Raw genomic sequence first — 20910 nt, 5'->3', positions numbered from 1 at the left:
ATGATTTTCAAATATTTATAACACTAAGTTAATAGCATTGGACGCGACACCAACCCATAGCATTGTTTATAAATGCAATAAAATCAAAGCTACCAATGCCGGGATTGATTGCACATACAGGATCTTTTTGCTGGCAGTTGCGGCACCATAAATGCCTGCAATAATTACGCAGGTTAAGAAGAATATGGCCACATAAAACCTCCAGTGATGATCGCTGATGCATAACGACCAGATTAAACCTGCAGCTAAAAAACCATTGTACAAACCCTGGTTTGCAGCCAATGTTTTGGTTGGAGGGAATAAATCTTTCGGGATGGTTTTAAAAACTTTTGGCGCCCTGGTGGTCCATGCGAACATTTCTAACCAAAGGATATAGAGGTGGATCAAGGCTACTAAGCCGATTATAATTTGAGCTGCTATTTGCATATTAATAAGGATTACACTGATTTTTAAAGAGATTATATTGATTTAAATGATTCCACAGATGGATTGTAATTTTAAATATAGGAAACTTTGTGGGGATTTTTTGCACCTGCCTTTGTACATAAACCCGATAGGAGCGAACACGAGTGTAACGAAGTAAAGCATATAGCGGGGCTGGTATGTCCGAAGTATTTCTGACATTCATTTTCAAATTATTTTAAATAATTCACGCTGCTTTGGTCTTTAGTCTTTCTACTTTGTTTTTTGATCACCCCTCATCCATCTGCCATCGCACATTTTCCATACTCTTCTGTCATGCTGTCAGTAAACTAAGGCGTCTTTTTTTACATTTTATCAGTCTTTTAACGATATTTTCTGCCAAAAACCAATTGGCACAAGCATTGTTTAATAGGAGTAGAAATTATAATACTTTAAAAAGAGAAATTAAAAATACAATGGGAAAAATTATTGGAATAGACTTAGGAACAACAAACTCTTGCGTGAGCGTAATGGAGGGCAACGAGCCTGTAGTTATCGCAAACAGTGAGGGTAAACGTACTACACCGTCTATTGTTGCTTTTGCAGAAAACGGTGAGCGTAAGGTTGGCGAGCCTGCTAAACGTCAGGCTATAACCAACCCAACAAAAACGATATATTCGATTAAACGCTTTATGGGTAACAGCTATGACGAAAGTGCTAAAGAAGCTGGCCGCGTACCATATAAAGTAGTTAAAGGTGATAACAATACACCACGTGTAGAAATCGACGACAGAAAATATACTCCACAAGAGATTTCTGCCATGATTTTACAAAAAATGAAAAAAACTGCTGAAGATTTCCTTGGTCAGGAAGTTACCGAAGCAGTAATTACTGTACCTGCTTATTTTAATGATGCACAACGTCAGGCTACTAAAGAAGCTGGTGAAATTGCAGGTTTATCTGTAAAACGTATCATTAACGAGCCAACTGCAGCTGCTTTAGCTTATGGTTTGGATAAAGCACACAAAGACATGAAAATTGTTGTGTTTGACTGTGGTGGTGGTACACACGACGTTTCTGTATTGGAATTAGGTGACGGCGTTTTTGAAGTAAAATCAACAGATGGTGATACCCACTTAGGTGGTGATGACTTTGACCACATCATTATTGACTGGTTAACTGATGAGTTTAAATCAGAAAACAACATGGACCTTTCTAAAGATCCAATGGCGTTACAACGTTTAAAAGAAGCTGCTGAGAAAGCTAAAATTGAGTTATCAAGCACAACTTCAACCGAAATTAACTTACCATATATTACTGCTGATGCCAGCGGCCCTAAACACTTGGTACGTACATTATCTCGTGCTAAATTTGAGCAATTGGCTGATAGTTTAATTAAACGTACAATTGATCCTTGTAAATCTGCTTTGAAAAATGCTGGTTTAAGCACAAGCGATATCGACGAAATTATCCTTGTAGGTGGTTCAACCCGTATCCCTGCAATCCAGGAGGCTGTTAAAGCTTTCTTTGGTAAAGAACCAAGTAAAGGTGTTAACCCTGATGAGGTTGTAGCTATCGGTGCTGCTATTCAAGGTGGTGTATTAACCGGTGATGTAAAAGATGTATTGTTGTTAGACGTTACTCCTTTATCATTAGGTATCGAAACTATGGGTGGTGTAATGACTAAATTAATTGAGTCTAATACAACTATCCCAACCAAAAAATCTGAAACTTTCTCAACTGCTGCTGATAACCAGCCTTCGGTAGAGATCCACATTTTACAGGGTGAGCGCCCTATGGCCGCTCAAAACCGTACAATTGGTCGTTTCATTTTAGATGGTATTCCACCAGCGCCTCGTGGTGTGCCTCAGGTAGAAGTATCATTCGATATTGATGCCAACGGTATCTTACACGTAAGTGCAAAAGATAAAGCTACCGGTAAAGAGCAAAAAATCCGTATCGAAGCGTCTTCAGGTTTAACTGATGCTGAGATCAAAAAAATGAAAGAAGAAGCTGAAGCTAATGCTGCAGATGATGCAAAAGCAAAAGAAGAAGCTGATAAAATTAACGGTGCTGATGCATTGATCTTCTCTACTGAAAAACAGTTAAAAGAATTTGGTGATAAATTATCTGCTGATAAAAAAGCACCGATCGAAGCTGGTTTAGAGAAATTAAAAGCAGCTCACGGTTCACGTAACTTTGCAGATATCGATGCAGCACAAGCTGAATTGCAAAATGCATGGAATGCAGCATCTGAGGAAATGTATAAAGATGGCGGTCAGCCTCAAGGTGGTGAGCAACCACAAGCTGATGGTCAGCCTCAGGGTGGTGGCGATAACGTTACCGATGTTGATTTTGAAGAAGTGAAAGAAGATAAATAAGTCTTGAGTCTTCAATCCTGAGTCGAGAGTCTTGGGAGGATAAAAATAGAAAGCGTTCTTGATTAAATTCAGGAGCGCTTTTTTTTTGTACACTTTCTAAACCTCGCAGGTTTTAATAGAGGTCGTCATTTCGAGCGGAGAGCAACGCAGTCGAGAAATCTATCGAGATAGATCTCTCCGCTTCACTGCGTTCCGGTCGAGATGACGGCTTTTTTTTAATATTTTTTGTTTTTTTGAAAACGAACGGTTTAGTACTCTTCGGGAACTATAGTCCCGCCATTCGCTACTTCCGATGAAGGATCGGAATCGCTGCTGTCGGGTTTATGGAGGAGGGCTTAAAGCTTTTGGGAGGATTTTTAACAGCGATTGAGTTACCTTATATGTTCCTTAAATGTTTATTTGTTCAAAACCTGTTAAGTTAATTTTCTGTTACGCAGTAGAAAAACAATTCGTTCTGTTAAGAACCCATAAAATAAACTATTGAACAATAATCCTATGACGAAAATAGGTCCGTTCATAAACCTAAAGAGCAAAGTATGTGTAGGAAAACGAAAAATATTATATAGTTTGGCTATTGCCCGTATAGTTGAGCTGTTTCCATCGGTACCTTCCTCAACCGCTGCGCATGTAATAAGTGTTATAATCGTAAAAATGAAAAAGACAATTGATGTGAGAATGAACAGCCAAAGTTTAAAGTTGTTTATTTTCATCGTATGCTGTTAAAATTAGTTTGTGGATCATAGCGAGACATTACGGCTGGTATCTCGTCATGCTGAATTTATTTCAGCATCTTTCCAGCAATTAAGACCCTGAAATAAATTCAGGGTGACGAACACCATCTAAACCAGATTCTCTTCAATAATATCCTGTAACTCCTTTTCGTTTACAGCAATTTCATGTAGCAGTTTAAATTGGTTTTTAACGCGGTCTAAATTCTGTGTGGGATAACTTGTCGGGTAGTATTCGTTTCCGCTTAAAAAGTCGCTTAAAAAGCGTAGAGCCTGCATGTAAATCATGTATTTGCCCGAAAATAAAATAAGCTCTTTTTCTGTTTCGGTTAAAATGTCCTTCATTTGAGATAAATAACCTTTTATCATCGCTTCAAAATAAGGTAAGCGTATTTTGACCTTGTTCAGATCGGTTTCATTTTCAGAGAAAGCACAGAGATAAGTTCGCATCATGTCGCCCAGGTCAGAAATGAATTTGCCGGGCATAATGGTATCCAAGTCGATCACGCAAATGCCTTCATTGGTTCCGCTATCCAGTAATACGTTACTTATTTTAGTGTCATGGTGCATTACACGATCCGGGAAATCATCTCTATGCAGATAGGAAACATAATAGTCAAGGATATATTGATGTGCTAATGCATCTTCTATCTCTGTTTTTGCATCTTCTTTAAGCTGTTCTTCTGCCCGGTTTAATGCCTGTATAAACTGTTCGTATCTTAAATTAAGGTCATGAAAACCCGGAATGGTAGGCTCTAGTGTTTTTGCATCAAATTTGTTTAATAAGCGGCTGAGTTTACCAAATTGTTTTGCTGCTTCGTAGGCCTGTTTAGGATCGGCAAGCACATCCAGTGAAATGGTATCTGGTACAAAGGGGAGCATGCGCCAATGTTCGTTTTTAATATGGGCCATTTCTTCGCCCTTAGCAGTTGAAACAGGTTTGATAAAAAGATAATCGGGAGAAGTAATGCTGAGATAATCAGCAATAGCCCTAAGGTTATTGGCAATGGCCTGCGGCGATTTAAAAACCGAAGTATTGATGTTTTGAAGAATGTATTTTTTCTCTTCAATTGATGGAGAAAGCAGATAAGTACGGTTAATTAAACCCGTACCTATCTGCGTAATTTTTGTATTTTCTTTAGTATATCCGTAGGCTTCTAAAACTTCGGAATCTAAATTTAGTTCCATAGTTTTTCCGGATATGTTCCGTTCTTAACCAACTGGTCAATACTATCCTGAACATAAGGTTTGTCTTCTTTATAAGTTACACCAAACCATTTATTATCGGTAGGTACTACTTTAAAGGTTGCAGTATTGCTTTTTACCAGGTTTTCGCCAATTAACGGGATAAAGAATTCTGCTTTAGGCTTATCTTTATTTGCTTCTGTAAATTCTCTAAAAAGTTCTTCGGTAATTTTGAAAACAGCCGGTGTAAAGCCCCAGAAATTCATCGAAACAGGAGTTTCGTAAGCCAATGGAAATTCTTCGCCGTTTTCTTCGTAAAAAATGCTGCCATCTTTAGGGTAAACTTTAGTACGTTCAATAATTTCTTCAAGGTTACCCGCTGCATCTACTTTACAAACACCGCGAGAAACTGCACCAAATTCTGATAAAGTTTTACCAATCTGGTAACCGATGATGGAGTAGTTGCTATCAGTTACTTCTGTAGTTAAGAAATCGACCATTTTTTTAAAAGCATCGAAACCATAATAGTCATCGGCGTTAATTACACAGAAGGGTTCTTTAATTACGTTCCGGCCTGATAGGATTGCGTGCGCGGTACCCCATGGTTTTTCCCTGTAAATTTCTTCTTCTATACCAAACTGTTTTAAATCGAAATTTTGGAAAACATAATCGGTTTCTATTCTACCTGCCAGTTTTGGTTCAAAAATGGCTTTAAAATTATCTACAAACTCTTCTTTAATGATAAATACAACTTTACCGAAACCGGCATTTATTGCATCGTATATTGAATAATCGATAATGGTTTCGCCATTGGGACCAAAACCATCAATCTGTTTCATACTTCCATAACGGCTTGCCATACCGGCTGCCAATATTAATAGGGTGGGTTTCATCTATTGTTTATTATTTTATTTGTAAGGCTAGGCCTTTGATGATTAAAAATTGTGTTATTGCCTGACGCTTATTTATCTGCTGGATTTATATTGCGAAAATAGCAATACCATTTAAATTTGATCAAACGGATATATGTTTATTATGTTTTAAATTTTATTTAAGTATTCTAATAACCTCTCTAAATCACCATCATTTTTTAGGTCAATTTTTTCTTTTTTCAGGTAGTCGCTCAATTGCTGTTCTTTTGAGGGAAATAAAGTTGTAATTGTTTTCTTATTTAGTGTGATTTTTGAAAATTTTCCATCTGAAAGTGAAAAATAACTATTTGTTGTCTTAAAAGATTTATTAACTACCGCAGAGCCATACTCTTTGTTTTCGGTAATGGTTTTGCTTGTTTTTTTTAATAAAGAAATCTGCCCCGAAAAAATAACTTCATAGTATGATAGATTGTTATAATGATCTGCTGCAGGTAATCCGTTCACAAATTTACTTGATCTGCCTGAACTAATGTTGCTAAGTTCAAATGCTGTTACTGGTTCTGTGAAATACATCGAATTACCATTCTCTCCCTGAAAAATAAGTTTATCATCCATCACATCATATTTTAAGGACATATCTGCATATTGTTTTCCAGATTTCAAAGTTACTTTGCCCTTTATCCAATAATCTAAAAGATATGGGGTGCCATCAACATTCTCATATTTGATTTCCTTTAAAGGAGTTCCCTGCATGTCGCCGTAAGGCTGAACAATGTATTGCGCATGAGTTACTATAGAGCAGAAGGAGAGTATAATAATTAGATATTTCATAAGCTGATTTTTAGAATCCAAAAAGTCCGCCACCGGTTTTTGACCGTGTTTTTTTTCCGGTAAGCATACCAAAAATACCTCGCACAATTTCTTTGCCTATCTGGCGGGTAATGGTTGCGCCCATTACCTGTTCAACAATGCTTTTTTCCCCGGGTTTTGGCCTGCTTTCTTCTTCTTCCTGCTTTTGGGCCTCAGCCTCCTGCTTTTGCTGTTCGGCAGCAGCAGTTTGATCGTTAATGCGTTTGGTTAAAATCTCATAAGCACTTTCCGGATCAACAGCATCTTTATATTTGGAATACAAAGCACTCGAATGAACCACCTGATCAAAATCGGCCGCGGTGAGTGGCCCCATAATAGCCCTCGGCGGAGTAAGCAAGGTTGCTGAAACCTCTGTTGGAATACCTTTCTCATTGAGTACGGTTACTAAAGCCTGTCCGGTACCTAATGAAGTTAATATTTTATCAATCTCGTAAAAATCTGATTTAGGATAGGTGTTAACAGTCTTTTTCAGCGCATCTACATCATTTGGGGTAAAAGCCCTCAATGCATGTTGAACACGGTTACCCAGCTGGCCTAAAACACTTTCAGGAACATCGGTAGGTGCCTGCGTACAAAAGAAAACACCAACTCCTTTTGAACGGATTAACCTGATAATGGTTTCAATCTGTTCTAAAAATGCTTTAGAAGAGTTTTTGAAAAGTAAATGTGCCTCATCAAAAAAGAAGACCAGCTTTGGCTTATCTAAATCACCAACCTCGGGCATGGTATTAAATAACTCGGCCAATAAGCTTAATAAAAATGTAGAATATAATACGGGCTGGTTCTGCACATCGGCAATGTTTAATAAACTAATGGTTCCTTTGCCATCAACCCGTTCGAAAAGGTCTTCGATATCGAATGATTTTTCGCCAAACATGCCACCTAATCCCTGTTGTTCTATCGCAACAATTTTTCTTAACATGGTGCCAGATGTTGCCGTAGAAATACTGCCATAACTGCTTTTTATTTCTGCTGCACCTGCACCTTCTGAAAGGTAGGATACCAGTTTTTTTAAATCGTTTAAATCGATTATCGGTAGTTTATTATCATCTGCATATTTAAAAATAACTGCCAAAACACCAGACTGCGTATCGTTTAAATCTAAAATTTTTGATAAAAGCGTTGGCCCAAACTCCAATACGGTTGCGCGCATCTGAGCACCCATTTTGCCCGAAAGGGAATAAATCTCTACAGGGAAACCGGTTGGCGAAAAGGCTTTATTCAGTTGTTGTGCCCTTTCTTCAATTTTGGGGTTTACTGCTCCTGGCTGGTTTAAACCAGATAAATCTCCTTTCACATCCAGCATAAAAACGGGCACACCGGCATCAGATAACTGCTCGGCCAGTAATTGTAATGTACGTGTTTTACCTGTTCCTGTTGCACCTGCGATTAAGCCATGTCTGTTCATCATCTTTAATGATAAATTAACTTCGGCTTCGCTGTAAACCTGTCCGTCTAAAATTCCGGCGCCTAAATAAATGTACGAGCCCGTTGGGGCATAGGATGATTTTATTTTTTCGATGAATTTTGAAGAAAGATCGCTCATTTTTTAAAATTAGATTGCCAATTTAAGAAACATATCTTAAAAAGGTCGCGTTTATATTAGCACTTTTGATACAAAATATTGCACAAACGATTGTTTATCAGTGCTGGTTAAGCTGCTTATAATAATTTAGTTCGTTTTGGAGAAAGGTTATTTTATCCTGCAAATCCTGCACCTGGTTAAGCAGATGTGAAACGGCGTGGATGCCTTCTAAATTGATCTCAAGGTCTTGTGCCAAACGTAGATATTGCTCCAGTTTGGATAACTCATCAATCGGCAAAAAAACAGATTGCTTTTTAATGGTGGTGTGGATCAGTCCGAAATCTTCGAGAGACCGGATAAAATTAATTTCTACATGATGATAAGCGCAGATATCTTCTACTGGTATAAGATAGGTTTCCATAATGGTTAGAATTTGGAAAGTTTTTCGAAAAGTTCTTTTTGTTCCGTATTTAAATTGGTTGGTATTTTAACCTGCCATTTAATATACAGATCGCCAAACTGATTGTCTTTTTTGTAAACCGGAAATCCCTTGCCCTTTAAACGAAGGGTAGTGTCGGGCTGTGTGCCTTCGGGTATTTTAAGTTTTACTTTACCGTTTAAGGTTTCTACAATTTTTTCTCCACCCAAAACCGCTGTATACAGATCCACCTCTTCCTGGATATAAATGTCGTTACCTTTCCGTTTGAATTTAGGATCATCAGTGATGTTAAATTTGATAAATAAATCGCCCGGAGGACCATTATTAACACCCGGTGCACCATAGCCCGGAAGTTTGATTTTTTGTCCGTTTTCCACACCCGCCGGTATGGTAATGCGTACCTGTTTGCCGTTAACGGTTAAGGTTTGTTTATGCGTGGTATAGGCATCGAGCAGGTTTAATTGTAAATCGGCATTGTAATCCTGCCCTTTAAAAGGTGAGTTTTTGCTGCTTCGGCCACCGCCGCCGCCAAACATGGAAGAAAAGAAATCAGAGAAATCTTCGCCACCAAAACCACCCGAATAGCTGTTGCCACCATAACCTCCGCCCTGCGACTGGTATTGCCTGCGTTGTTGCTCCTGCGCATCCAGTTGATCTGCATGCTGCCAGTCTTTACCATATTTGTCGTATTTTTTCCGCTTCTCCGGATCGCTCAATACTTCGTTTGCCTCATTAATCTGCTGGAATTTTTTATTGGCTTCCTCGTTGTTCGGGTTGAGATCGGGATGGTGTTTCCGGGCTAGTTTTCTATAAGCTTTTTTAATATCCTCTGTGCTTGCATCTTTTTTTAAATCGAGGATTTTATAATAGTCTATGTAGTCCATAATGGCTTAACAAATAAATAAAGGTTATGTTCAGTTCTATAGCATAAATGTAAGGTTTTTCAAGTGGAATTGGGCATAGGGCGGAGAGCAGGGAGCGTTGCGCGTAGAGCAAAAAGAGTAGAGTTAGAAGTATTCGTGGCTTTTTAACCGCAAAGGACACGAAGAGTGTACGCTAAGTACACAAAGAAAATGAAGAAATATTCCGTGCTAATCTGTGCCTCTGTGGCAAAAAAATATGGGAGTGTGAGGCATAATATCAGACGCCAAATCAGAAGCATCATAAACAAAAAAAGTGCCCCAAATTGAGGCACTTTAATCGATAAAGGTAGAGAGAAATTTATTTTTTGTTTTTCACATATTTTTCCAGCCATTGATCCTGCTCCCAAAGCATGTGCAACAGGTTTTCTTTGCCGCGGTAGCTGTGTGCTTCGTAAGGTAAAAACACGAAACGGGTAGTACCTCCGGCACCTTTGATGGCATTAAACAAACGTTCGCTATTAATCGGGAAAGTACCCGGGTTATCGTCAGAATCGCCGTGGATTAATAATATTGGCGTTTTGATTTTATCGGCATAACTGAACGGACTCATTTCGTAATACAACTGAGGCGCCTGCCAGTAAGTGCGTTCTTCGTTCTGGAAACCAAACGGCGTAAGTGTACGGTTATAAGCACCACTGCGTGCAATGCCTGCAGCAAAAAGATTGGTGTGCGCCAATAAGTTCGCGGTCATAAATGCGCCGTAACTGTGACCACCAACGGCCATACGCTTTTTATCGCCAACACCTAAATCCGATAATTTATTAATGGCTGCCTCGGCATTTAACTGTAACTGATCTACAAAAGTATCGTTAGGTTTTTTACCATCTTTGGCTACAATCGGCATTTCGGCATTATCTAACACGGCGTAACCACGGGTTACCCAAAATATAGGAGAAGCCCAGCTAATGGTGGTAAACTTGTCTTTCGATCCACGTATCTGTGCAGCATCTGCAGCAGAGTTAAACTCGCGAGGGTAAGCCCATATTAAAGTTGGCAACGGACCATCTTTATCCTTGTTATATCCTTTTGGTAAATATAAATCGCCGGTTAAATCAACCCCATCAGCACGTTTATAAGAAATTTTCTCTTTGGTAATGCCCTCTAGTGATGGGTATGGATTGGTGAAATTGGTAATTGGCTGATCTGCTATACGCAGCATCAGGTTTTTAATAAAGTAGTTTGGAACCAGCTTCTGACTTTCTTTCCGGGTAAGTAAAACCAGTTTATCGGGATTGATCACATCGCTTACATACTCGAAAGTACCTTCGGCACTGCGCCAGATAATTTCGTTCTTTTTGGTAGCTAAATCAAATTTGGCCAGAAAAGGTAAATCTCCTTTTTCTGATGAACCTACAATGTTGTTCAATAACAACTTAGTTCCATTATCAACGGTTTTAATCACCTGACGGCCGTATTTATTTTTAACGGTAACAGGCGAACCCGGGTTGCCATAAGCATCGGTTTGGTTACGGCTGTATAATTCTTCTACTGCTCCGGTGGTTGGATTGTAGCGGCTTACCTTGCTGGTTTGTTTGCTACGCAATCCTTCCATAATCAGAGCAAGGTTTGCATCGCCCCATTGTACCCCACGATAACGTGTTTTTGTTTTAAATAATTCTTTTTCAGCTCCGCTAAAAGGTGCACTTAAGGCATAAACGGCATCGTGAAAAGGCACATCTTTTTTGATCAGACCACTATCTAAAGGTTTGCTCCAAACCAAAGTTGCGGGTTCGTCGTCGCGCCAATCAAAACCACGCGCTACGTTTTGGGTATTATCATAACCAGATGGTGTACCTTCTGATGATGGCAGCTCTGCAATAACCTTGATGGTTTTACCTGTTAAATCGGTAATACTTACTGTTGAAGGAAAACCATAAGCCGATACAAGATATGAAAATGGCTTGCGGATGGTTTCTACCATCATATAGTTTTTATCAGGCGATAAACTTGTAGATCCATAAATGGCCGGTTTACCGATCGGGGTTTCTACGCCGGCGGTATTCTTAACCAGTTGCGAAGTCGCAAAAAACTCGAACAACTGCTCATCGAAAGGTGATTTAATTAAATCCTGATACGTTACACTTGGTGCAGCTTTGCCTAAATTTTGCTGGATGGTTGGACCTTTTGGCATTAAAGGTTTTGCAGGTGCTGCACTTGCCGGTTTTGTTACGGTACGGTAAATAATGGTATTATCATTTAACCAGGTAAGGCCGCTGCCTAAAACTACGTTTAAGAATGCTTTATTGGTTTTAGTTGCTTTTTTCGTGGTCAGATCGATAATATAAAGATCTACACCTTTTTGAGTGGTGTTGGTGAAGGCAATTTTATTTTCCGAAGGGTTCCAGCTGATATTACCCGCATATAATGGCGTTGGCAAACCTGCAACCTGAAAAGTTTGGTTCGACTTGATATTTTTAAGACTGAAATTATTAATATAAGTCTGTCTGCTTGGTGAATAGTTATTTGGGTTTAACCTTAAACCGGCAATACGGTACTCGGGCATGGCCAGTTCCTCGACCGAAGGATAAGAGTTACGCTCGCTAAAGAGGATCCACTCTGCCTTGCCATCTATGCTAACGCCTGGAGTGGGTTTAGCAAGTAACAGGTCGGCAATTTCTTTTGGTGGGGTTTGGTAGCTGATGGCATCCTGCGCGCTTGCACTTAACGATGCACATGTACCAGCTATTAATAAATAGAGGTGTAATTTTTTAATCATTTCCAGTTAGTTTGTTCGAAATAAGGAATAATTCAAATATTGGAAAATTTAAGGTATTATCGCGTAACTTCTTATTTACATGTTAATCGCTACCGCAAAGAGACTTCAAGTTTTAAACTTTGAAGTTATTCTGTGCTAATCTGTGCATCTGTGGCAATCAATGAGATTTTTCGACTGCATTATCGATATAAGACACCAATAAGTCGTCATCTCGACTGAAGCGTAGCGGAACGGAGAGATCTATCTAGAGATAGATTTAGCTTCGCTGAGCACTACGTGGTTCTCGACTTCGTTACCGATGTGAAACCGGTACAAGTTGCACTTCGCTCGAAATGACGATGCCTTTTGAGGGTGTGCATTAGTAACGGTAAACTATAATCCAATTCCATCATCCATTTTACATTCTCCATCATTACGGGTACAAATTCCTAATATGTGCTACAGAATTGCTTACCATTTCTTTTAACACTTCCACATCGATATCGCTCAATTTTTTTACATAAATACAGGCTTTGGCGCTTTTATGTTTTCCGAACCTGGTCAGTAATTCTTCACGGTTTTTAAATTCAGAAGATAAATACAAAGAGATGGCATCCTTACGTGGAGAAAAACCAACCAATGGCGCATCGCCCTCCCTTCCGCTTTCGTATTTATAATGGTAGCTTCCAAATCCTACTATTGCCGGTCCCCACATTTTTGCTTTAAAGCCCGTGGTTTCAGTAATAATTGCAGATAGATCAAAACAATCTTTCCTTTTGGTTTCGTCGGTTACAGTGTTTATAAAGTCGGTTACGCTTAAATCGTTTTCGGTGGTTTTATTCTGTGCCATTGCTTTTTTAACATGAATATAAGCTTATTCAACAATTGTTTCAAAATGCAATTCCACTTTGTAATATTTTTAAGTGTTAGGCCTAAGCCTTTTATAAATTTTTAAATTGGTCGTCATTAATTTTAAGAACCAGCGATATGAAACCAAATCATCCGTATAAATATTTTTTGAATGTTAATAGCCTTGTTATCTGTTTATTATTTTCGTTTTTTAACGCTAATGCACAACAGAAACTGAATGTGGCGATAGCTGGTTTAAACCACGATCATGTATACCTGATTATGAACAGTTATCAGAAAGCGGAAGTAAATATTATTGGTATTGCAGAAAGTAATCCCGAACTGATTACCAGGTTTAAAACCCGCTTTAAAATACCCGATAGTTTGTTTTACAATAATCTGCCCGATTTATTGAAAAAAAAGAAACCTGATGTGGTATTAGCCTATAATGCTGTAAGCGATCATTTGGCTGTTGTAGAAGCAGCAGCTCCGCTGGGCCTATCAGTAATGGTAGAAAAACCTTTGGCCGTAACGGTTAAACAGGCCGAAAGAATGGCTGAACTGGCCAAACAATACAAGGTAAATGTACTTACCAATTACGAAACTACTTGGTATCCGAGCAACCAGGAGATTTATAAAAATGTAAAGGAAAATAATAGTGTAGGTGCTTTACGAAAAATCATTGTACACGATGGGCACCAGGGACCAAAAGAAATTGGCTGTAGTAAGGAATTTTTAAGCTGGTTAACCGACCCTGAAAAAAACGGGGCAGGAGCATTGGTTGATTTTGGTTGTTATGGTGCCAATTTAATGACTTGGTTAATGGATGGCAAAGCACCCATTTCTGTTACGGCAATTACCCACCAGATCAAAAAGAATGTTTACCCAAAAGTGGATGACGATGCGACCCTTTTATTGGAATACCCTGATGCTACCGGAATTGTAGAGGCCTCGTGGAACTGGCCTTTTAGTATAAAAGATATGGAAGTGTTCGGCGCAACAGGATATATCCAGGCGGTTAATGAAAAAGAATTGCGATCAAAACCCAATGGTAAAGAAGGTTACAAAGTTTATCCTGCTAAAAATTTGGAGCCTACTTATGCAAACCATTTAAATTATTTATCGGCTGTATTAAAAGGCGAAATCAAACCAGTAAACGATTTATCATCTCTGGAGAATAATTTAATAGTGGTAAAAATTTTAGAAGCCGCCAAAATTTCGGCTAAAACAGGTAAAAAAGTTGTTTTGAGATAGGAAACCCGCTAAAAAAAATAGCCACCTGATTGATGGCTATTGATAAAAGATTTTCCTCTTTTTTATGGTGTGCCTGCCCTCCGCGGATCACCCGCTCACAGGACTTTTTTATCGTCTCTTTATGCATAACAATTTAGGCAATACTTGGTTTTGTTGGGCAAGATAATTTTACACATCGTGTGGAAAATGTTAATATCTCTGGTAAACGGTACTCATATTAAATCTTTTGGGTTAAAAAGGGTTGTCTGTTACACCGTTCGGCTCATTTTTTTTGTATAAAAACATTTTTCGGCATTTGATGTTTGTGATTTGATTAACTGATAGGGATAAAATAAGCCCTCATATCGAAAATTAACAAATACTAAATCATGGCCAGATTAAATAATGAGCTTTTTTGTAAACTAGGCGATTTGTCTGTTGATGGATATTTTATTTTTGAACCCGAACAGCAAAACTTTTTATACCTCAATAAATCTTTCGGTGAAATCTGGGAATTGGAATTGGATCAGGTTTTTGCCAATCCGCAGATGATAATGGAGAACATACATCCTGAAGATTTGCAGCATGTAAAATCCTGTTACGAAGAATGCCTTGAAGATAGAACCGAAAAGAAATACGAATTCCGTTTGATGTTTCCCGGTCGGGAGAAATATGTACGTATTATTATTTATGCTATCGAAGAAGGCCGGCTCATGGTGGGCACGGTTGAAGATATAACGGTAATGCGGCACAACAAAATCCATATCGAACAGATTAATGCCCGCAAAAACATCACCCTGGAGGTATTGGCCCACGATTTAAAAGAACCACTGGGCATGATGAAATTAACAGCCTCATCAATGGAAGATGGTATTGCCCAAACAGGCGATGTGCAGATGATGAATTCGCTTGCTTTTATAAAGGATATGTGCGAAAGGAATTTATTGCTGGTAAGGAGTATGATTAACCGCGAGTTCCTTAAATCGTCTGTTATAGAAATCGGTAAAGAGCGTGCCGATCTGGTTTGGGAGCTTCGCGATGTAGTTCGTTTTTACAAGCGTTCTAAACTCGGCAAAACCAAGAATATAAAATTTACCTGTTCTGCAGAACAAATTTACCTGCACCTGGATAGCATGAAGTTTCTGCAGGTAATCAATAATTTAATTTCCAACGCACTGAAGTTTACGGATGATTATGGTTACATTGGTATACATGCCGAAGAATTAGAAAACACTGTGCTGATAACGGTAACCGATAACGGTATCGGAATTCCTGATGAGCTGCAGCCCGGACTTTTCGACCATTTGCCCGAAACCTTAAGGCCTGGTTTAAAAGGTGAAGAATCCGGAGGTTTTGGAATGGGCATCATCAAAGCAATTGTTGATTTACATCAAGGAAAAATCTGGTTTAAGAGTAAAACCGGTGTCGGAACTACCTTCTTTATCGAGCTGCCTAAGTAGCCGTTTTTAATTTTAAAATACCGTAAGTTATATTTGGATTATGATTAACATTATTCTTGCGGACGATCATAATATCATCCGGACCTCACTAAAAGTACTGATCGAAAAACATGAAGGGATTAAAGTTGTAGCAGAAGTATCTGATGGTTTAGGTGTTTTAGAACTTCTGGAAAAAGGGATAAAAGCTGATATTGTTTTATCGGATATTGTAATGCCAAATCTTGATGGGATAGGCTTGGTGAGCAAAATTAAAGAAGGCGGATACGATATAAAAGTGGTGGTGCTCTCTATTTTGGATGATGAAAAATTTGCTTCAAATGCCTTTATTTCAGGAGCTTTTGCCTACCTCTCAAAAGATATAGAAGAAGACGAACTGCTGTTCTGCCTGCAGCATGTAATGAAGGGAAAACGTTACCTTTCTTCCAATTTATGTATTGCAATATTAGAGCGTTTTAATACACAATTGAATATGTTGTCGCAAAAAACGGGCACTGAAATCAACTTTTCTGAGCGCGAAATTAACGTGTTAAAACTCATCGCCGATGGTTTAACTAACCAGGAAATTGCCGATAAATTATACCTCAGCAGGCGTACTGTAGAGAGTCAAAGAGAGGCGCTGATTAATAAAACGGGTACTAAAAACTCGGCTTCACTGGTGCGTTTTGCCATGAGAAATGGCTACGTTTCCTAGTATTTTCGGGCATTTTTGAGGGTGTTTTCTGCTGTTTTAAATAAACCGTAAAAAATCGGGTATTTTTACAATAACATTGGATGATGGTATTTTGTTGAATAGTTACAACAATCCCAAAACCGATTTATGGAAACATTAAATTTCAATTGCGATATTTATCAATACAAACAATCGCTTCTCGACCGTGCATTGGCTTATACCAGAGATGAGGATGATGCTGCAGACCTGGTTCAGGATACTTTTATGAAAGCTTTCAGGTTTTCGGCACAATTCGAATTGGGAAGCAATGTAAGGGCCTGGCTTTTTACAATATTGAAAAATACTTTCCTTAATCACTATTACAAGGTAAAGCGTAAAAATGAAATGATCCAACAGGAAGACGACCTTACTTCCGTTCAGCTGGTACCCAGTGCGTCAGCAAACGGTGGAACGGCTAAATTTATGATGGAAGATATTCAGCGGTCGTTAAATTTATTACCCGAAGATTGTCGTTTTTGTTTCTGCCGTTATTTTGAAGGTTATAAATACCACGAAATTGCTGCGGAGCTGGATATCCCGCTGGGAACCGTAAAAACAAAAATCCATGTGGCCAGGGGGCTATTAAAAAAGATGCTTAAAAACTATCGCGATGGCCTGGCAGCTTAGGTAATTTCTCTAGCAAAGGGGGTAAAATCAGGTATAAATACGGAATGCAGGCTAAGGAACTTAAATTAGCTTTGCTCCATAATGAGTGCGTCTCCAGCTAAACGAATTTTTATTGTTGATGATGATGAAACCATCCACGATATCATTAATTTAATCTTCGAACATGATTTTGTTCATGGTGTTTTAAAAGCCGATGGTTTAGAAAACGCTATACTGGATTTTTCGCCTGATATTATCCTGATGGATATCCGAATGGAAAATGCCGATGGCCGTGAGTTATGCAACCTGTTAAAAAACAATCCACAAACAGCACATTTCCCAATAGTATTATTTTCTGCGCTTCCTATTGATCGTCATAACCTCGAATGCGATCCTGATGATGTGATTGAAAAACCTTTTGATATCAATAACCTTACTGAAAGGATTAATCAGCTGCTGGGAAGAAATAATGTTTGAATAAAAAAGGGACAGACCAAAGGCCTATCCCCATATCTAAACTCAAACATGCGCTCAAACATGAATGAATCTTAACAACTAAACACTTCTGCTTAGTATTGGTTTTAAAAAGACAGATTTATTACCTGGTCTTTTCCTTTAATTCTATTTTTAATTCTTTAATCTGTTCCTGTGCCTGTCTGTTTTCAAGGTAAAAATAAATGGCAGTAGCCAAAAATATCTTTCCCAATACAAAAACAGCTACAAAAACCCATTTCCAGGCTTTGTTTATCCGCATCTGGTTCGATTCAGCTTCTACCTCAATGTAGCGCTCCTGGCTTGTTTTCTGCCCCTCACTATCATCATATCTGTAAGCTTTAGCAGGCTGTATCGCCTGGTTTTGACGCTGTATCTCATTAATTTCCTGTTCTATTTTGGCAAGCGTGCCCGGAGGTGGCTGGATGGCCATATTTTGTGCCAGCACTTCCATGTCGAACTCCAGTTGTTCCAATGCATCCCTAAATTCAGGATAATCTTTCTTCAGTGATAAAACTTTCTGTATTTCCTCTTCAGTGGCAATACCCATTACATAGGTTTCCATTAAACCACTTTCTATGATCTTGTTAATTTCCACTTGCCCTCCTCATTTTATCGATCGCCAGCTTTAACTGATTACGGATTTCCGTCTCATTATTATGCATTGTTTCCGCCAGGTATGAAATAGATTTTCCATGGTAGTATACCGCACAAAATACTTTTCGCTGCAGATCATCCAATAGGTCTAAATTCCCTTTATTTGTAGTTCCGGTTGATTTTAAATGATGTTCTTTGGCAGTAAACAGCTTTAATTTTCCTTGTGTGTACTGACGCAGTTCCATCCAGATATTCAGTTTGCTTTTTTCCTGTAAAATTACCTCCTTGACAAATGAAGACAGGATAGTAACCAGGTGCTCTTCTGATTTTTGATGATCCTGCACAATACCATTGATATAACCTAGCAGCATAGATGCATACTGGTTATAAAACCAACGGATGTCTTTTGGTTCGGCAGAAGGAACGTTTAAAACTGCTTTAAGCATGGGATGATGGAACGGTTACGCTAAATTAACCGCAAGATAATTCCAAATTTTTAAATTATGTTAATTAATTGCATAAAATGTGCCCTGAAAAGAGTTTAAAGATAGTTGAGAAGCAAAATATTCAACAATTTTCTGTTTTTGGCTTTTAATGCGGAGATTTATAACATGAAAACCATCAAGATTTGCAAAACGACAGGCAGATTTATCTTGGCATTATCACTATAAAAGCATACTGATACAGATGAAAATAGCAACTTATAATGTAAATGGTGTAAACGGGCGCTTACCAGTGCTGTTACGCTGGCTGGAAGAAACACAACCTGATGTAGTGTGCCTGCAGGAACTGAAAGCGCCACAGGAAAAATTCCCCGAACAAGCCATTAAAGATGCAGGTTATAATGCCATCTGGCATGGGCAAAAAAGCTGGAACGGCGTTGCTATACTGGCCAGGAATTTAGAAATAAAAGAATCCAGGCGGGGATTAGATGGCGACCCGGAAGACCTGCAGAGCCGATATATTGAAGCCATGGTTAATGGTGTGCTCATTGCCTGTCTTTACCTCCCTAACGGTAACCCGGCGCCCGGACCAAAATTTGATTATAAACTGCAATGGTTCGAACGTTTTGCTGCACATGCGGCGGGGTTACTTGCACAAAATATACCTGTGGTTTTGGCTGGAGATTATAATGTAATCCCGACAGAATTGGATGCCTATAAACCAGAACGCTGGGTAGAAGATGCCTTATTCAGGCCGGAAACACGCCTGGCCTTTAAAAACCTGCTTGCACAAGGATGGACAGATGCCATTAGAAAGTTATATCCGGAAGAAACGATTTATACCTTTTGGGATTATTTCCGTAATGCTTATGGCAGAAACGCAGGTTTACGGATTGATCATTTTTTATTGAGCCCTCAGGCGAGCGATCGCTTAAAATCGGCGGGAGTGGATAGGAACGTTAGGGGATGGGAAAAAACAAGCGACCACGGACCTGTGTGGATTGAACTAAATGATATGTAACTATGGTTGTTTTAAATTAGTAACATCTAAGGTTGTACCAATTAATTTTAAACTTTCGCCGTCCTGTTGGGATAATATTCCGTCGGCTTTAATCCAGCGGATTTCTCCATCCGGGCGGCGGATACGGTATAAAGCATGGTAACTGCTTTTTTCGCCTGAAATGGTAAGTTCAATTTCATCCTGAACGTGATCTAAATCTTCAGGTAATATAAGCCCTAAGAGGGTTTCGTACGCTAATACCCCATCAGGTGGGTAACCGAAATTGATTTTGCATGACCTGGTGGAGCGGAGTATGCCTGTGGCCACACTGAATTCCCAAAAGCCCAGACCAACATGGTCGAATACAACATCCCAATGATCATCGCAGATAATTGAGAGATCTATACTTTTTTTATTTGATCTCATAATAAGGATAAACTGACTAGTTAAATAACGGAAACAATGTAAAAATAATTTCGGGTATTACTAGTCATAAACGCAGTCCTTAAAGTTTTAGTAAAAATGGCCTGTTTTACCGGGCAGATTTTAATTTATTCGAGGTAATAATGCCGTATTTTTTGGAGGTTATCATCCAGTTCGTAAACCAGCGGTACACCAGTGGGTATTTCTAGTGCAGTTACTTCTTCATTCGATAAATTATCGATGTATTTAATCAGTGCCCTTAAGCTATTGCCGTGAGCCGATATAATTACTTTTTCGTTCCTGCTTATTGCAGGTACTATGCTTTCGTTCCAATAGGGCAGTACCCTGGCAATGGTATCGCTCAGGTTTTCAGTTAAAGGTAATTCTTCGGGTTTTAAAAGCTGATAACGGAGGTCGTTACCGGGAAAACGTTCATCATCCCTGCCAATTTGTGGTGGCTCCTCATCAGGATCTCTTCTCCATTTATAAACCTGGTCTGCACCATATTTTTCGGCTGTTTCTGCTTTGTTCAGGCCTTGTAAGGCACCGTAAAAACGTTCGTTTAAATGCCAGCTTTTATATTCGGGTATCCATAGGTGATCGAGGTCTTCTAAAATAATATGAAGTGTTTTAATCGCTCTTTTTAGCAAGGAAGTAAAAGCGATATCGAAATTGTAATCGTGTTTTTTTAAGATTTCGCCTGCTTTTTTGGCTTCCTGATAGCCATTTTCTGATAAATCTACATCTGTCCAGCCTGTAAAACGGTTTTCGAGGTTCCAAACACTTTGTCCATGGCGGATTAATACAATCTTTTTCATAATTGTAAAATAAACAATCGGCAGGTGAAAAGTTTTAGACTAATTGTGATGAAATTGTCTTTTTATTACAAGAAATTAAGTTTACTGGAGCGTTGGGTGTCTCCACAATGTCGTCCTTTCGTTTCAGTCGAGGAAGGCGTTTATTAACAAAAAAAAGTCAAGTTTTCTGCCTCACTGGGCAACCTGGCAATGTCGTCATTTCGAGCGGAGTGCAACGTAGTCGAGAAATCTATCTAGATAGATCTCTCCCCGCCTGTACG

20 protein-coding genes are annotated in these 20910 nt (G+C 38.9%); 7 read left to right on the top strand and 13 right to left on the bottom strand.

Going from position 1 to position 20910, the window contains the following annotated elements; genetic code table 11:
• Positions 1-66 precede the first annotated feature (66 nt).
• Positions 67-426, bottom strand: a complete 360-nt coding sequence (locus DRW42_RS14660; protein ID WP_113949570.1) for a DUF1304 domain-containing protein — start codon at positions 424-426, stop codon at positions 67-69.
• Between the two features lie 452 nt (positions 427-878).
• Between DRW42_RS14660 and dnaK the strand changes: the two genes are divergently transcribed.
• Positions 879-2783 (top strand): molecular chaperone DnaK, encoded by a 1905-nt coding sequence (gene dnaK, locus DRW42_RS14655; protein ID WP_113949569.1) that lies wholly within the window; start codon positions 879-881, stop codon positions 2781-2783.
• Positions 2784-3622: 839 nt separating this feature from the next.
• Here the strand turns inward: dnaK and DRW42_RS14645 are convergent.
• The 8 genes from DRW42_RS14645 to DRW42_RS14610 form a co-directional block, all read right to left on the bottom strand.
• Entirely contained in the window at positions 3623-4699 is a 1077-nt protein-coding gene (locus tag DRW42_RS14645; protein ID WP_113949567.1) for a phosphotransferase enzyme family protein, read from the bottom strand.
• Entirely contained in the window at positions 4690-5589 is a 900-nt protein-coding gene (locus tag DRW42_RS14640; protein ID WP_113949566.1) for a nucleotidyltransferase family protein, read from the bottom strand. Before DRW42_RS14640 ends, DRW42_RS14645 begins: the two co-directional genes overlap by 10 nt.
• A 147-nt stretch (positions 5590-5736) precedes the next feature.
• On the bottom strand, positions 5737-6399 hold the full coding sequence (locus DRW42_RS14635; protein WP_147243752.1) for a hypothetical protein: 663 nt from the start codon (positions 6397-6399) through the stop codon (positions 5737-5739).
• A 10-nt stretch (positions 6400-6409) separates the two neighbouring features.
• Positions 6410-7984 (bottom strand): helicase HerA-like domain-containing protein, encoded by a 1575-nt coding sequence (locus DRW42_RS14630; RefSeq protein ID WP_113949564.1) that lies wholly within the window; start codon positions 7982-7984, stop codon positions 6410-6412.
• 97 nt (positions 7985-8081) lie between these two features.
• The gene (locus DRW42_RS14625) at positions 8082-8384 is read right to left on the bottom strand and encodes a chaperone modulator CbpM (protein WP_113949563.1); all 303 of its coding nucleotides are present in this window, start codon (positions 8382-8384) and stop codon (positions 8082-8084) included.
• 5 nt (positions 8385-8389) lie between these two features.
• Entirely contained in the window at positions 8390-9286 is an 897-nt protein-coding gene (locus tag DRW42_RS14620) for a DnaJ C-terminal domain-containing protein (protein ID WP_113949562.1), read from the bottom strand.
• Between the two features lie 337 nt (positions 9287-9623).
• The gene (locus DRW42_RS14615; protein ID WP_113949561.1) at positions 9624-12041 is read right to left on the bottom strand and encodes an alpha/beta hydrolase family protein; all 2418 of its coding nucleotides are present in this window, start codon (positions 12039-12041) and stop codon (positions 9624-9626) included.
• A 412-nt stretch (positions 12042-12453) separates the two neighbouring features.
• The gene (locus tag DRW42_RS14610; RefSeq protein WP_113949560.1) at positions 12454-12870 is read right to left on the bottom strand and encodes a DUF1801 domain-containing protein; all 417 of its coding nucleotides are present in this window, start codon (positions 12868-12870) and stop codon (positions 12454-12456) included.
• 137 nt (positions 12871-13007) lie between these two features.
• On the opposite strand from DRW42_RS14610, the gene DRW42_RS14605 reads away from it, so the two are divergent.
• The 5 genes from DRW42_RS14605 (at position 13008) to DRW42_RS14585 (ending at position 17354) form a co-directional block, all read left to right on the top strand.
• On the top strand, positions 13008-14123 hold the full coding sequence (locus DRW42_RS14605) for a Gfo/Idh/MocA family protein (protein WP_113949559.1): 1116 nt from the start codon (positions 13008-13010) through the stop codon (positions 14121-14123).
• 368 nt (positions 14124-14491) lie between these two features.
• Positions 14492-15562, top strand: coding sequence for a PAS domain-containing sensor histidine kinase (locus DRW42_RS14600; RefSeq protein ID WP_113949558.1), 1071 nt, complete (start codon positions 14492-14494; stop codon positions 15560-15562).
• A gap of 40 nt (positions 15563-15602) precedes the next feature.
• Complete coding sequence (locus DRW42_RS14595; protein WP_113949557.1) at positions 15603-16253, top strand: response regulator; 651 nt, start codon at positions 15603-15605, stop codon at positions 16251-16253.
• Positions 16254-16379: 126 nt separating this feature from the next.
• Positions 16380-16898: an RNA polymerase sigma factor gene (locus DRW42_RS14590; protein ID WP_113949556.1), complete on the top strand. Its 519-nt coding sequence runs from the start codon at positions 16380-16382 to the stop codon at positions 16896-16898.
• Positions 16899-16979: 81 nt separating this feature from the next.
• The gene (locus tag DRW42_RS14585; protein ID WP_113949555.1) at positions 16980-17354 is read left to right on the top strand and encodes a response regulator; all 375 of its coding nucleotides are present in this window, start codon (positions 16980-16982) and stop codon (positions 17352-17354) included.
• Positions 17355-17475: 121 nt separating this feature from the next.
• Here the strand turns inward: DRW42_RS14585 and DRW42_RS14580 are convergent, their stop codons facing one another.
• The gene (locus tag DRW42_RS14580) at positions 17476-17967 is read right to left on the bottom strand and encodes a hypothetical protein (protein ID WP_147243751.1); all 492 of its coding nucleotides are present in this window, start codon (positions 17965-17967) and stop codon (positions 17476-17478) included.
• Entirely contained in the window at positions 17957-18412 is a 456-nt protein-coding gene (locus DRW42_RS14575) for an RNA polymerase sigma factor (protein WP_113949553.1), read from the bottom strand. Before DRW42_RS14575 ends, DRW42_RS14580 begins: the two co-directional genes overlap by 11 nt.
• Positions 18413-18653: 241 nt before the next feature.
• Between DRW42_RS14575 and xth the strand changes: the two genes are divergently transcribed.
• Complete coding sequence (gene xth, locus DRW42_RS14570; protein ID WP_113949552.1) at positions 18654-19430, top strand: exodeoxyribonuclease III; 777 nt, start codon at positions 18654-18656, stop codon at positions 19428-19430.
• On the opposite strand, the gene DRW42_RS14565 is transcribed toward xth, so the two are convergent.
• Both DRW42_RS14565 and gpmA read right to left on the bottom strand, forming a co-directional pair.
• Positions 19431-19835 (bottom strand): PAS domain-containing protein, encoded by a 405-nt coding sequence (locus tag DRW42_RS14565; protein ID WP_113949551.1) that lies wholly within the window; start codon positions 19833-19835, stop codon positions 19431-19433.
• Positions 19836-19960: 125 nt separating this feature from the next.
• Complete coding sequence (gpmA, locus tag DRW42_RS14560; RefSeq protein ID WP_113949550.1) at positions 19961-20650, bottom strand: 2,3-diphosphoglycerate-dependent phosphoglycerate mutase; 690 nt, start codon at positions 20648-20650, stop codon at positions 19961-19963.
• Positions 20651-20910: the final 260 nt, after the last annotated feature.

The organism is Pedobacter miscanthi (genome assembly GCF_003315595.1).
GTDB lineage: Bacteria > Bacteroidota > Bacteroidia > Sphingobacteriales > Sphingobacteriaceae > Pedobacter > Pedobacter miscanthi.
This window is presented reverse-complemented; position numbering and strand designations above follow the sequence as displayed.